Genomic DNA, 13,352 nt, shown 5'->3' with positions numbered 1-13,352 from the left:
CGGATAATGAAGCGGAATGTCTTGCTGGGCGTCGTGGCTGCAGGTTTGCTGTACGCGGGATCATCCCGCGCCGCGCAATTGATCACGGAAGAGGAAGCGAAGCTGCCACCCCCGAAGGGAGCGATTGCCGTCGACCAGCGCGGCATCATGCGTGGTCCCAAGGTCGAGTTCGTCTCGCCGGGCGGCGCAGCGAGCTCACCTCTGCCGCTGGTCTTGAAATTCCAGTCGTATGGAGGCGCGAAGATCGACACGGACTCGGTCAAGGTGATCTTCCTCAGGACGCCGAATGTCGACCTGACCTCTCGGGTCAAGCCCTTCGTGAAGGCCGACGGCATCGACATGCAGGACGCGGAACTGCCGCCGGGCGAATACACGGTGCGCGTCGACATCAAGGACAGCGATGGTCGGCCGGGCACGACCGTCTTCACGCTGAAGGTTGCACCCAGGTGATGTGTCCTTACTGCCGGTCCGGCAACCAGGAGGGGGCGCTGGTTTGCGCGTCCTGCGCGCGCGATATCGCCGTTCCCGCCACGCTGATTGCGGAGCGCGACGATCTCCTGCGCAAGCGCGACGAGCTGCGTGATGAATTGAGGCGGGCCAGAGACGAGGTCGAGGCCATCATGAAGCGGAGGAAGTCGCGCTAGCGATGGAATGCCCGTTTTGCGCCGAGACGATCAAGGACGAGGCCATCGCGTGCAAGCATTGCTCGCGGGACCTGCGGGTCGTGCGGCCGACCCTTCTCGAGATCGACGAGCTCGTTGCCGATCTCGACAAGCTGAGGCGCGATCTCGATCGCGTCAATGTCCGTCTCGAGCGATACAATAATCCGCTGCGCTATTTCGGAACGCATGCGGTGCTGTACGTCGTCATTCCGGCGGTGCTGCTGACCGCAGCGCATATCCTCGTGACGATCACCTTCAACCTGTCTCCGATTCCGCTCCGGATCGCGTCGATCGTCGTCCCGCTGCTGTTCGGCTTCGTGGCCTATCCCCTGCACAGGGTTTCGGCGATGGGCGCCTTCCTGCTGGCGTTCCTGGGGGCGAGCGCCAGCATTCTGGCGATGCTGACGGTGACCGGGATTCACGATCATGTTCCGATACTGCCGACGGTCTGGATCGAATGGCGGGAAGTATTCGAATATGGCGCCAGCATCCTGCTCGCCTTCGTCTCCGGCAACATCCTGAGCGTGCTGATCTTCCAGGTCCTGCCGCGGGTGCTCGCGCACGGCGGCAAGCCGAATGCGTTCGCCTTCCGCGTGGCGCGCCTGCTCGGACAACATGTCGGCGAGGAACAGCTGCGCCGTCGCGCCCGCTTGATCCAGGACCTGATGCAGACCGTCGGGCCGCTGGCCGGCGTCGCCGCGACCGCCGTCGGCTCCATCTACGCCGGCTTGAAGGGCTTGCTCGGATAGGTGAACGGTCAATACCGGAGCGCGGTCCGTCCTCGCTTCTGCTTCTGCAGCTTGCCGACAAACTCCTTCAGCGCATCCGCCAACGGCGCTGATGCGCGATAGGCCAGCCCGACCTCGCGCCTGACCTTGACCTCGATCTCTCTGATCGCGACATCAGGATTGCCCTTCGCCACGCCTTCCGGGACTATGGCGACGCCGACGCCGGCTGCGACGAGCGCCATCGCCCAGTCCTCCGATTGCGCGATCGCGGCGGTCTGGCGCCGCTGTGCCTTGCGGCCGAAGAATGCGCTCTGTTCGCAATGGCAGCGGTCGATCAGGGGCACGTCGGCGAGATCGGCGGCACGGAGCTTGTCCTTCAGTGTCAGCGGATGCGCCGGCGGCAGCGCCGCGACATAGCGCTCGCTCCACAGCGCGACGAAATGCTCGTCGTCGCGCAGCATGGTCTTCGCGATGATCCGCGCGTCGGCGCGCTCGTCGCTGCCGACGAGGCGAAGCGCGATATCGCTGCGCGCCGTCAGCGGCTTCAAGAGCGCGATCGTCCGGGGCACGTCGAGCGTGCGCATCAGGCCCAAGGTTACCGTGGACTTTGTTGCCGGCTTCCTGAACAGGCTGCGCGCGGCATCGGCCTCGTCGATGATGCGGCGGGCGAGGGTGTGAAACTGCTCGGCCGAGGCGGTGGGCGCGACGCCCTTCTTGTGCCGGATGAACAGCGTGGTGCCGAGCTCGGCTTCGAGATTGGTGATCGCGGTCGAGATCGACGGCTGCGACACGAAGCAGGCGCGCGCCGCCGCAGTCAGATTGCGCTCGCGGTAGACGGCGGCGAAATAGCGAAGCTCGCGGATGTCCATAGGATATACCTAGAGATAATATCAATATTCGATATTTTACCTATGGATTGCGTGGTGGCAAGAACCCTCCTGTCACAACAGGCGAGGGTCACCATGAAAATCCACCATCTCAACACCGGCACGATGTGCCCAGTCGGCCGCCGCCTGGTGAACGGCACCGGCAGCCTGTTCCAGCGTGCCCGCATGGTCTGCCATTGCCTGCTGGTCGAGACCAATGACGGGCTTGCTCTGGTCGACACCGGCATCGGCCTTGGCGATATCGCGACTCCCGAGCGGCTAGGACGGCGATGGGTGCGTCAGACCGCGCCAAAACTCGATCCCGCGGAGACGGCGGTGCAGCAGGTGAAGGCGCTCGGCTACTCGCCCAAGGACGTCCGTCACGTGCTGCTGACGCATCTCGACCGCGATCATGCCGGCGGGGTGCCCGACTTCCCGCACGCTGCGATCCACGTCCATCGCGCCGAATACGACATGGCGGTGCTGCGCAAGCCCGCGCCGCCGGAGGGGCGCTACGTCACCGGGCAGTGGAGCCATGGACCGCGCTGGTCATTCTACGGCGAAGCCGGCGAGGACTGGTTCGGCTTCAAGGGCGTGCGCGCGCTCGGCGACAAGGAAGCAGATATCCTCATGATCCCGCTCGCCGGCCACACGCTCGGCCATTGCGGCGTCGCGGTGCGCTCGGGCGACACATGGCTGCTGCATGCCGGCGACAGCTATTTCCACCACGCCCAGCTCGACGCATCGCCGCGCGTGCCCTTGATGCTCGGCTACTTCCAGCGCCGCGGCGACATGGATCGGAGCATGCGGATCGCCAATCAGGAGCGGCTACGCGCGCTGAAGCGCGATCACGGCGACCGCGTGGGGATCGTCAACAGCCACGATCCCGCCGATTACGAGCGCTGCCGGTGCGGGACGCGCTAGGTGTTGAAACCAGAGCCGACCTTTCGTCGAGGCGACCGGACCGGATCAAGCTGAGCCGCCCGCCGCAAGCTCACGCGTGATCCACTCGGCAAAAACGCGGATCGGTCGACGCTGCTGGCTTGCGCGTGGAAAAACGAGATGATGGCCGACATAACGGATGTCGACCGAGCGTCCGGCGAGCGGCGCGACCAGCCGCTTCGTCGCGATCTCGCGTTCGGCAAGCCGCGTTGATTCCAGCGTCACGCCGAGGCCGCTCGACGCCATCGCGATCGCCAGGAAGCTGCGATCGAAGCGCATGCCGTGGATCGCCGGCGCTTCAAGGCCGTTGGCGGTGAACCATTGATGCCACTGCACCTGCTTCACTTCCGAGCGGATCAGCACCTGGTCGAGCAGGTCCTTCGGCTTGCGAATCTTCTTCGCGAGCTCGGGCGTGCAGAGCGGCGTCACGGTCTCCTCGCCGAGCGGGATGATCTCGACTCCCTCGGCTCTCGGTTGTCCGTACACGATGTCGATGTCGAAATCATCGTTGCTGAAGCGGGCATATTCCGTGCTGGCGGCGAGCCGGACCTCGAGCCGGGGCTCTGCGGCCATGAAACGGGCAAGACGCGGGGCGAGCCACTGCGCGGCAAAGCTCGGCGCGCAGTGCACCCTCAGCAATTGCGGGCCGCGGCCCGCGACCTCTTCGATCCCGCGGCGTAGATTGTCGAAGGCGGCGCCGGCATGGCGCATTAGGTTCTCGCCCGCCGGCGTCAGGCGGACGGCGCGGGCGCTCCGTTCGAACAATATCGTGCCCATCGCGCTTTCGAGCTTGCGGATGGCATGGCTCACCGCGCTCGGCGTCAAATGAAGCTCGTTCGCCGCGGCCCGGAACGAGCCGGTGCGGGCGGCCGCCTCGAACGCGCGGATGGAGGATATCGGGATACTCGACAGCAGCATCCAATGAGTGAACCAAATTCACCTATGCAAGACAACAGCGCGTTTGTGGGAAACGGGACAGGAGCATAATCAACGGGGCAAGAACGCCGGCGCCGTCATTTCCGGCAACAGCCATTCAGGGAGGATCACAATGCTGCTACGCGGCAAGACAGCCATCATCACCGGGGCGGCCTCGCCGCGGGGCATCGGCCTCGCAACGGCCCGCCGCTTTGCGGCCGAAGGCGCCCGGGTCGCCATTCTGGACATCGACGGCTCGGCCGCGGAAGCCGCTGCGCGGGGGCTCGATTCCAGCACTGGCGAGCCGCATCTTGGCCTTGCCTGCAACGTCACGGACAAGCAGGCCTGCATCAAGGCCGTTGAAGCGGTCGTCGCGAAATTCGGCCAGATCGACATCCTCATCAACAATGCCGGCGTCACCCAGCCGGTGAAGCTTCTCGACATCACGCCGGGAGATTGGGACCGCATCCAGGATGTCAACCTCAAGGGCATCCTGTTCCTGTCGCAGGCCGTGATCCCGCACATGCAGAAGCGCAAGAGCGGATCGATCGCGTGCATGTCGTCCGTCTCCGCCCAGCGCGGCGGCGGCATCTTCGGCGGGCCGCATTATTCGGCGGCCAAAGCCGGCGTGCTCGGGCTCGCCAAGGCGATGGCCCGCGAGTTCGGGCCCGACGGCATCCGCGTCAACTGCGTGACGCCCGGCCTGATCGGCACCGACATCACCGCGGGCAAGCTCACCGACGAAATGCGGACGAAGATCCTCGAGGGCATACCGCTCGGCCGGCTCGGCGAGGCCGCCGACGTCGCCGGAATCTACACCTTTCTCGCCTCGGACCTGTCGGCCTACGTCACCGGCGCGGTCATCGACGTCAACGGCGGCATGCTGATCCACTGAGCGAGGAGGCGAGACACATGGCAACACCGACACTCGCAAACGCGCCGACGCTGGCGCAGCGCGCCCGCAACATCCGCCGCAACGCGCTGCTGATGGGCGAGGTTCAGGGCCAGGGTTACATTGCCCAGGCGCTCGACATTGCCGACGTGCTCGCGGTGGCCTATTTCCACGCGATGCGCTTTCGCGCCGAAGATCCGGCCTGGGAAGGCCGCGACCGCTTTCTGCTGTCGAACGGACACTATGCGATCGCGCTCTATGCCGCCCTGATCGAGGCCGGAATCATTCCCGAGTCGGAACTGGAAACCTACGGCTTCGACGACAGCCGTCTGCCGATGTCGGGCATGGCCTCCTATACGCCGGGCATGGAGATATCCGGCGGCTCGCTCGGCCTTGGCCTCGGCATTGCCGTCGGCATGGCGCTCGGGCTGAAGCGGAAGAACTCGGCGGCGCGCATCTTCACCCTGTTCTCGGATGGCGAGCTCGACGAGGGCTCGAAATGGGAAGCCATCATGTCGGCGGCCCATCACAAGCTCGACAATCTGATCGCGATCGTCGACGTCAACAATCAGCAGGCCGACGGTCCGTCCAAGCAGATGCTGGGGTTCGAGCCGCTGGTCGACAAGCTTGAAGCCTTCGGCTGGTTCGTGCAGCGCGTCGACGGCAACGATCTCGATGCGGTGGTGGGCGCCTTCGATGCAGCGATGGCATATGCCGAGCCGAAGCCGCGCATGATCGTCGCCGACACCTTGATGGGCAAGGGCGTTCCCTTCCTGGAGCAGCGTGAGAAGAACCATTTCATTCGCGTCGAGCCGCATGAATGGCAGCTCGCCCTGTCTGCACTGAACGCGGGAGACCAGCCATGACCACCGCCGGATCGACCCCTTCGGCAAAGCCGCGCCTGACCACCTCGGCCATGATCGCCTCGATCGCGGCGGAAGGTCAGCGCACCAGGCCAGCCCCCTTCGGCCATGCGCTCGTCGAGCTCGCGCGCAGCCGCGAGGACGTGGTCGGCATGACCGCCGATCTCGGCAAATACACCGATCTGCACATCTTCGCGCAGGCCTTCCCCGATCGTTATTACCAGATGGGCATGGCCGAGCAGCTCCTGTTCGGCGCAGCCTCGGGGCTCGCCGCTGAAGGCTTCATGCCGTTCGCGACCACCTATGCGGTGTTCGCCTCGCGGCGGGCGTACGACTTCATCCATCAGACCATCGCCGAGGAAGACCGCAACGTGAAGATCGCCTGCGCGCTGCCCGGCCTGACCTCGGGCTATGGGCCCAGCCACCAGGCGGCCGAGGACCTCGCGCTGTTCCGCGCGATGCCGAACATGACGGTCATCGACCCCTGCGATGCGCACGAGATCGAGCAGATCGTGCCGGCGATCGCTGCGCATCGCGGACCGGTCTATATGCGCTTGCTGCGCGGACAGGTGCCGCTGGTGCTCGACGAATACAATTACCGGTTCGAGCTCGGCAAGGCCGCGCTTCTGCGCGACGGCGGCGACGTCCTCATCATCTCCTCGGGCATCATGACCATGCGCGCGCTGGAGGCAGCCCGGGCCTTGTCGGATGACCGCGTCAACGCAGCTGTCTTGCACGTTCCGACGATCAAGCCGCTCGACACCGAGGCGATCCTGCGCGAAGCAGGCAAGCTGGGCCGCCTGGTCGTCGTCGCGGAGAACCACACCGTGATCGGCGGCCTCGGCGAAGCCGTGGCGACGCTGCTGATGCGCTCGGGCGTTCATCCAGCATTCCGGCAGATCGGGCTGCCCGACGAGTTTCTCGCCGCCGGCGCGCTGCCGACGCTGCATGACCGCTACGGTATCTCGACCGCGGAAGTGAAGCGGCAGATCAAGGACTGGCTACGCTAGCAGCCGGCTTTCACGATCGACCCGACCGACATGCTTCGCAGCACCGCTGCGAAGAACGACGGCTGCTGTCCAATGCCGGCGCATCGAGAGCCGGCCAGCGGCAACACTGGCGGCGACGAGCCATCGCCGCAAATCAACCAATCCATGCTCGACAGGAGGAAACGATGACCTTGCGCAAGCCGACCACTCTCAGCCGTCGTAAGTTGCTCATGACCGGCGCCGCCGTGCCGCTGTGCGCCATTCTCACGCGTCCCGCGTCGGCCGCAGAATTCACCTACAAGCTCGCGACCGGGCAGGACCCGACGCACCCGGTCAATATCCGCGCCAAGGAAGCTGCCGATCGCATTCGCGAGGCAACGAGCGGCCGGCTCGAGATCAACCTGTTTCCGGCCAACCAGCTCGGCTCCGATACCGACCTTCTGACGCAGGTCCGCAACGGCGGTGTCGAGTTCTTCAACCTGTCGTCGTTGATCCTCGCGACGCTGGTGCCGGCCGCGGGCATCGTCAACCTCGGCTTTCTCTTCACGAGCTATGATGCGGTCTGGAAGGCGATGGATGGCGAACTCGGCGCCTACATTCGCGCCCAGATCGCGAGGACGCCGATCACGGCGGTCTCGAGGCCCTGGGACAACGGCTTCCGGCACGTGACTTCATCCGGCCGCGAGATCAGGACGCCCGAGGACCTCAAGAATTTCAAGCTGCGCGTGCCGGCCGCTCCCAATCTGACGTCGCTGTTCCAGGCGCTCGGCGCAGGTCCTGCGCCGATCAATTTCAATGAGGTCTACTCCGCGCTCCAGACCAAGGTGGTCGACGGTCAGGAGAACCCGCTGCCGATCATCGCGACCGCCCGGCTCTACGAGGTGCAGAAAACCTGCTCCCTGACCGGACATGTCTGGGACAATTACTGGATCCTCGGCAACAAGCGCGCCTTCGAGAAGTTACCCAAGGACGTGCAGGAGATCGTGACGCGCGAGTTGGATCGCTCGGCGAAGGACGAGCGCGCCGACGTCGCCAAGCTCAGCGAATCCCTGCGTGCCGATCTGACCGCCAAGGGCATGCAGTTCATCGACGTCGACCGCGGCGCGTTTCGCCAGGCGCTGGCGAAGACCAGCTTCTATGCCGACTGGAAGGCCAAGTTTGGCGATGAGGCCTGGGCGCAGCTCGAGAAAGCGGCGGGCAAGCTGTCATGACCGCGATCAACCATATGCCTGCTATCGATCAGGGCGCCGCAATCCCGGCGCCTCAATCCGGTGTGCGCCGGTGGGCCGTCACGGCCAACAAGGTGCTCGGTCATGTGGTTGCGATCCCGGCGGCGCTGCTGGTGCTGGCCGAGATCGTCGTGTTGTCGGCCGGCATCGTCGGACGATACGTTTTTCACGCCCCGATCATCTGGGCCGACGAACTCGCCGGCATCCTGTTCCTGTGGCTTGCCATGCTGGGGTCGGTGATCGCGTTCCAGCGCGGTGAGCACATGCGGATGACAGCCATCATCGGCATGCTTCGTCCCAACGCGCGTGCATTCCTGGACGTGGTCGCCGCCGCGGCATCGCTGGCGTTCCTGCTGCTGGTGATTCATCCCGCTTACGAGTTCGCGGCCGACGAGGTGTTCGTCACGACACCGGCGCTCGAAATCGTCAACAGCTGGCGGGCTGCGGCGTTACCCGTCGGCATCGGATTGATGCTGATCGCGGCGGTCCTGCGGCTCGTCCGCATCTCGGGCTTGCGCAGCCTGCTCGCGGCCGTGGCGCTCGTCGCCGGCATCATCGCCGCGCTTGTCCTCATCGCGCCGGTATTGAAACCGCTCGGCAATCTCAACCTGCTGATCTTCTTCGTGTTCGTCGTCGGCGCCATGGTGTTGGCCGCGGTGCCGATCGCCTTTGCCTTTGGGCTCGCCACCGTCGGCTATCTGGCGCTGACGACGAGCACGCCCGATGTCGTCATCATCGGACGGATGGACGAAGGCATGAGCCATCTGATCCTGCTGGCCGTACCTCTCTTCGTGTTTCTCGGGCTGCTGATCGAAATGACCGGCATGGCGCGCGCCATGGTCGGCTTTCTCGCCAGCCTGCTCGGACACGTGCGCGGCGGTCTGCACTACGTGCTGGTCGGCGCGATGTACCTAGTGTCGGGCATCTCAGGCTCGAAGGCGGCCGACATGGCCGCCGTGGCGCCCGTGCTGTTTCCCGAGATGACCAAGCGCGGCGCCAAGCCCGGCGATCTCGTCGCGTTGCTCGCGGCCACCGGGGCCCAGACCGAGACCATTCCGCCCTCGCTCGTGCTGATCACGATCGGTTCGGTGACGGGCGTGTCGATCGCTGCGCTGTTCACCGGCGGCCTGCTGCCCGGCATCGTGCTCGCCGTCGGCCTCTGTGCGGTGGTCTGGTGGCGATACCGCGGCGAGAACCTGTCGCATGTGAAGCGGGCGACGGGCAGGGAGATCGGCCGCGCCTTCGTCATTGCCATTCCGGCGATGGCACTGCCCTTCGTCATCCGCGCCGCGGTGGTCGAGGGCGTTGCGACCGCGACCGAGGTGTCGACCATCGGCATCGTCTACTCGGTTCTCACCGGGCTCCTGATCTATCGGCAGTTCTCCTGGCGCCGGCTTTATCCGATGCTGGTGGAGACCGCATCGCTATCCGGCGCGATCCTGCTGATCATCGGCGCCGCGACCGGGATGGCATGGGCTCTGACGCAATCGGGCTTTTCGGCATCGCTCGCGAAGTTCATGACCGCGCTGCCGGGCGGAACGCCGGTCTTCCTTGGCGTGACCATCGTGGCGTTCGTCATTCTGGGCAGCGTGCTCGAAGGCATCCCCGCAATCGTTCTGTTCGGACCGCTGCTTTTTCCGATCGCTCGCCAGGTCGGCGTGCACGAGGTGCACTACGCGATGGTCGTCGTTCTCGCCATGGGCATCGGCCTGTTCGCCCCGCCCTTCGGCGTCGGCTACTACGCAGCCTGCGCCATCAGCCGCGTCAATCCCGACGAGGGCATCAAGCCGATCGTCGGCTATATCGTGGCCCTGCTGATCGGCACGCTGATCGTCGCGGCGATCCCTTGGATATCGACCGGCTTCCTGTGACGCGGAGACGGGCAGCGCGTCAACGCTGCCCGTCGTGCACGGAGATCTCCGACGCCTTGAGGCCGCCGATGCGGGCGTGCGGGCGGCCGCCGGTTGCCATCACGAGGCCGAAGGCAATCTCGTCACGCCGTGGCGCATCCCACAGCGTCATCTCCGCGGTGCCGAAATGGCTGCGGACATAGGCCGCGTGGATGTGGCCGAGCGGCACCATCAGGCGCGTGCCGGGCCCGCCGATGGTCTTCGCCGCCGGGACGATCGCCTTGGGTTGTCCGAGGACCTCGCGCATGCCGTGGCCGCCGGCCTCGTGCCAGACGGCGCCGTGCTCGAGCTCGCCGTCCTCGCCGACGATGATGCCCTTGCCATAGGCTTCGATGCGCCCGGCGCCGCCGAGCTGCGCGATCAATTGCGTCGCGAGCTCGCGCCCGAGCTCACGCAATGACGCCTGGAACGGCATCAGATCGGGCTCATAGCGGCCGGCGAACGGATTGCGGATTACCGCGACAGCGGTCCCCACCAGCAGCGGCTTCTCCAGGCGCGGGCCGCGCTCATGCCAGACGGTCTCGACGCTGAGCGCGGTCTTGCGAATGTCGTAGGACATGCGTAGGCCTTATGCCTCGTCCACGACGGGATTGCGCAGTACGCCGATATTCTCGATCTCGACCTCGACCACGTCGCCGGGTTTGAGGAAGATCGGCGGCTTGCGGGTGAAGCCGACGCCGGCCGGCGTGCCGGTGGCGATGACGTCGCCGGGCACGAGGTCGAAGATGGTCGAGCAATATTCGATCAGCCGCGGGATCGAGAAGATCAGCATCGAGGTGTCGGAGGATTGCACGGTCGCGCCGTTGACGCGTGTCTCCAGCTTCAGCCTGGTGGGATCGCCGATCTCGTCCGGCGTGACCAGCCATGGTCCGAACGGGCCGGTGCCGACGAAGTTCTTGCCGGAGGCGATCTGCTGGGCGTGGCGCTGCCAGTCGCGCACGCTGACGTCGTTGTAGATCGAGTAGCCCGCGACGTGATTCCAGGCATCGGCCTGGCTGATGTGGCGGCCGCCCTTGCCGATGACGACGGCGAGCTCACCCTCCCAGTCGAAATTGTCCGAGACCTTGGGCCGGATCACCGGCGCATTGTGCGCGACCTGGGAGCGCCAGACCCGCAGGAAGATCGGCGGAAACTCGGTGATCTCGCGCTTCATGCCGAACGCCACCGCCTCGTTGTGGTGGTCGAGATAATTGCGCACGGCGCAGACGATCTTCTCGGGCCGCGGGATCACCGGCAGGTATTTGATGTCGCCGAGCGCCAGGGTGGGTTTTTGCGCGGCAACGATGGCTTGGCGGCGCGCATAGTCGTCGCTGCCGAGGAAGTCGGCGAGGGTCGGATACTGGGGCAGGGCGCGGCCGAGATCGACGACGGCATTTTCGACAACGGCGCCCCAGCTTTCCCGGTTTCCGTCCAAGAACGACAGCAGCTTCATGGTTTCGCCCCAAGGGTTTCGATTTTCGATGTATAGTATTATTTTCGAAAATTAGCCCGCGCGCAAGCCCGCCGTCTTCGAAAGTGCGGAAGCGCTATTCGGCGTCGAGCAGATGGCCGGCGTATTTTGCCACGTTGTCGGAGGTCGAGCGGATATGCGCCTCGATCAGCTGCACGGCGAGATCGGCATTGCGCGAGATCGCGGCCTGCATGATCGCCTGATGCTCGCCGGCCTTGTCGCGCGGACGCGGCCGGAAATTGGCCGACAGATGCCGGTAGCGCTCGGCGCGGTCGAACAGATCGGCGCGGATCGCGAGCAGCGTCGCCGAGCCGCAGGCGGAGACCAGCGCCTGGTGGAACTGGCGATGGGCGATCTTCCATTCGGGATCGCGTAAGGGATGTTCGGGATCGCGCTGCTCGATCCGCTTCAGGCGGTGCAGCGTCGAGATCACGGCGATTTCCCAGTCGTCGTCGCCGCGCTCGATCGAGCGGCGGATCAATTCCACCTCGATCAGCACCCGCGCATCGGTGACCTCCACCAGATCCTGGCGGCTAACGGGAGCCACGCGAAACCCCCGCTGCTCCTGCGCGTCAACCAGCCCTTCCGCGGCAAGCGCCGTCAGCGCCTCGCGCAGCGTCGTAAAGCTCGCGCCGAACCGTTCGCGCAGCACGTCGAAGCGCAGCGGCTCGCCAGGTGCAAGGCCGCAGGCAATGATCTCCTCGCGCAGCCGATGGGTGATGTCGGCGGCAATGGTCTTGCCGAATTCCTTGCGGGGGCGAATGGCGATGTCGGACATGGGCCTGCCAATGAATCGATGGCTCAAGATGACGCGGCAACGACCATCTTGCAATAATTTTCGTAAACGGTATGATTTTCGAAAATATGGCTTTTGAAGACGTCTGGGGAGCGAGAAGATATGAGGGCAGTGCTGGTGCGTCAGCCGGGTGGGCCGGATGCACTTGAGGTGGTCGAGCTTCCGGTGCCCGTGCCGGGCGCAGGCCAGGTGCAGATCCGGGCCGAAGCGTTCGGGGTCGGGCAGCCCGACGCGCTGATCCGGCGCGGCGTCTACAAATGGATGCCGCCGCTGCCGGCCAATCCCGGCAATGACGTCGCGGGCCGCATCTCTGCGCTCGGACCTGATGTCGAGGGATTTGCCGTCGGCCAGAAGGTGCTGCTGAGCGCGCGCGATCTGTCCCAGCGCGGCGGCTGCTACGCCGACTATGTGGTGGCACCCGCGGACGCCGTGCACGCGCTGCCCGACCATGTCGATCTGCAGGCCGCCGTGTGCCTGTCGAACTACCAGGTCGCCTATGCGCTGCTGCACGAATGCCGCCACCCGCGCGCGCCCAAAAGCGTGCTGGTGATCGGCGCCGCCGGCGGCGTCGGCACCGCGCTGGTGCAACTGGCAAAACTCGCTGAGATGACCGTGATCGGCACGGTCTCGACCGAGGAGAAGGCCGCGTTCGCGAAGGCCAACGGCGCCGATCACGTCCTCTTCTACCGCAGCGAGGATGTGGTGGCGCGGACGCGCGAGCTGACGAAGGGCGAGGGCGTCGGCCTCGTGCTCGATCATGTCTGCGGGCCGGAGTTCACCGCCTACCTCGGCGCGCTCGGCAAATGGGGCACGCTGCTGTCCTACAACGCGTTCGCCGGATTGCCGGAAGAGAATCTGATGGCGGCAATGCGCAATCATCTCGACATCTGTCCGGCGGTGCGCTGCTTCTCCTTCCACATCTACGACCATGATCGCGACGGCCGCCGCGCCCTGATGCGCAGCGTGATCGAGGCGTTGAGCCGCAATGCGATCAGGCCGGCGATCTCGGCGGTGCTGAAGCTCGACGAGGTCAGGAAAGCCCATATGCTGCTGGAGCAGGGCTCCGCGCTCGGCAAGATCATCATGACGCCATGAGGGGGTGGACCGCAC

Annotated in this window: 15 protein-coding genes; 10 read left to right on the top strand and 5 right to left on the bottom strand. The window is 65.5% G+C overall.

Annotation, left to right across the window (positions count from 1 at the left end):
- Positions 1-6: 6 nt before the first annotated feature.
- The 3 genes from JQ592_RS01950 to JQ592_RS01940 are packed head-to-tail and all read left to right on the top strand — an operon-like array spanning position 7 to position 1,411.
- Positions 7-450: a hypothetical protein gene (locus tag JQ592_RS01950; protein WP_211401230.1), complete on the top strand. Its 444-nt coding sequence runs from the start codon at positions 7-9 to the stop codon at positions 448-450.
- The gene (locus tag JQ592_RS01945) at positions 450-644 is read left to right on the top strand and encodes a hypothetical protein (protein ID WP_211401746.1); all 195 of its coding nucleotides are present in this window, start codon (positions 450-452) and stop codon (positions 642-644) included. Before JQ592_RS01950 ends, JQ592_RS01945 begins: the two co-directional genes overlap by 1 nt.
- Positions 645-646: 2 nt before the next feature.
- Positions 647-1,411: a hypothetical protein gene (locus JQ592_RS01940; protein WP_211401229.1), complete on the top strand. Its 765-nt coding sequence runs from the start codon at positions 647-649 to the stop codon at positions 1,409-1,411.
- Positions 1,412-1,419: 8 nt separating this feature from the next.
- On the opposite strand, the gene JQ592_RS01935 is transcribed toward JQ592_RS01940, so the two are convergent.
- Positions 1,420-2,259 carry a LysR family transcriptional regulator gene (locus JQ592_RS01935; protein ID WP_211401228.1) on the bottom strand — a complete coding sequence of 280 codons (840 nt, stop codon included), beginning with the start codon at positions 2,257-2,259 and terminating at the stop codon, positions 1,420-1,422.
- A 93-nt stretch (positions 2,260-2,352) separates the two neighbouring features.
- On the opposite strand from JQ592_RS01935, the gene JQ592_RS01930 reads away from it, so the two are divergent.
- A complete protein-coding gene (locus JQ592_RS01930) occupies positions 2,353-3,180 on the top strand; it encodes an MBL fold metallo-hydrolase (RefSeq protein ID WP_211401227.1) in 828 nt (275 codons plus the stop codon).
- Between the two features lie 45 nt (positions 3,181-3,225).
- Here JQ592_RS01930 and JQ592_RS01925 read toward each other — a convergent pair whose 3' ends face one another.
- The gene (locus tag JQ592_RS01925; protein WP_211401745.1) at positions 3,226-4,113 is read right to left on the bottom strand and encodes a LysR substrate-binding domain-containing protein; all 888 of its coding nucleotides are present in this window, start codon (positions 4,111-4,113) and stop codon (positions 3,226-3,228) included.
- Positions 4,114-4,246: 133 nt separating this feature from the next.
- On the opposite strand from JQ592_RS01925, the gene JQ592_RS01920 reads away from it, so the two are divergent.
- The 5 genes from JQ592_RS01920 (at position 4,247) to JQ592_RS01900 (ending at position 9,957) form a co-directional block, all read left to right on the top strand.
- Complete coding sequence (locus JQ592_RS01920; RefSeq protein ID WP_211401226.1) at positions 4,247-5,008, top strand: SDR family NAD(P)-dependent oxidoreductase; 762 nt, start codon at positions 4,247-4,249, stop codon at positions 5,006-5,008.
- 17 nt (positions 5,009-5,025) lie between these two features.
- Positions 5,026-5,871 carry a transketolase gene (locus tag JQ592_RS01915; RefSeq protein ID WP_211401225.1) on the top strand — a complete coding sequence of 282 codons (846 nt, stop codon included), beginning with the start codon at positions 5,026-5,028 and terminating at the stop codon, positions 5,869-5,871.
- Entirely contained in the window at positions 5,868-6,878 is a 1,011-nt protein-coding gene (locus tag JQ592_RS01910; protein WP_211401224.1) for a transketolase family protein, read from the top strand. Before JQ592_RS01915 ends, JQ592_RS01910 begins: the two co-directional genes overlap by 4 nt.
- A 164-nt stretch (positions 6,879-7,042) precedes the next feature.
- Entirely contained in the window at positions 7,043-8,068 is a 1,026-nt protein-coding gene (locus JQ592_RS01905) for a TRAP transporter substrate-binding protein (protein ID WP_211401223.1), read from the top strand.
- On the top strand, positions 8,065-9,957 hold the full coding sequence (locus tag JQ592_RS01900) for a TRAP transporter large permease (protein WP_211401222.1): 1,893 nt from the start codon (positions 8,065-8,067) through the stop codon (positions 9,955-9,957). Before JQ592_RS01905 ends, JQ592_RS01900 begins: the two co-directional genes overlap by 4 nt.
- A gap of 19 nt (positions 9,958-9,976) precedes the next feature.
- Here the strand turns inward: JQ592_RS01900 and JQ592_RS01895 are convergent, their stop codons facing one another.
- The 3 genes from JQ592_RS01895 to JQ592_RS01885 all read right to left on the bottom strand — a co-directional run bounded on the left by JQ592_RS01895 (position 9,977) and on the right by JQ592_RS01885 (position 12,224).
- A complete protein-coding gene (locus tag JQ592_RS01895; protein WP_211401221.1) occupies positions 9,977-10,555 on the bottom strand; it encodes an amino acid synthesis family protein in 579 nt (192 codons plus the stop codon).
- A gap of 9 nt (positions 10,556-10,564) precedes the next feature.
- Positions 10,565-11,428, bottom strand: a complete 864-nt coding sequence (locus JQ592_RS01890) for a fumarylacetoacetate hydrolase family protein (protein ID WP_211401220.1) — start codon at positions 11,426-11,428, stop codon at positions 10,565-10,567.
- 94 nt (positions 11,429-11,522) lie between these two features.
- On the bottom strand, positions 11,523-12,224 hold the full coding sequence (locus JQ592_RS01885; RefSeq protein ID WP_211401219.1) for a GntR family transcriptional regulator: 702 nt from the start codon (positions 12,222-12,224) through the stop codon (positions 11,523-11,525).
- A gap of 120 nt (positions 12,225-12,344) precedes the next feature.
- Between JQ592_RS01885 and JQ592_RS01880 the strand changes: the two genes are divergently transcribed.
- Positions 12,345-13,337, top strand: a complete 993-nt coding sequence (locus JQ592_RS01880; protein WP_211401218.1) for a zinc-dependent alcohol dehydrogenase family protein — start codon at positions 12,345-12,347, stop codon at positions 13,335-13,337.
- Positions 13,338-13,352 lie beyond the last annotated feature (15 nt).

It is taken from the genome of Bradyrhizobium iriomotense (assembly GCF_018129405.1).
Lineage (GTDB): Bacteria > Pseudomonadota > Alphaproteobacteria > Rhizobiales > Xanthobacteraceae > Bradyrhizobium > Bradyrhizobium iriomotense_B.
Note: the sequence above shows the minus strand (reverse complement) of the source record. Positions and strands in the feature narration are given on the sequence as shown.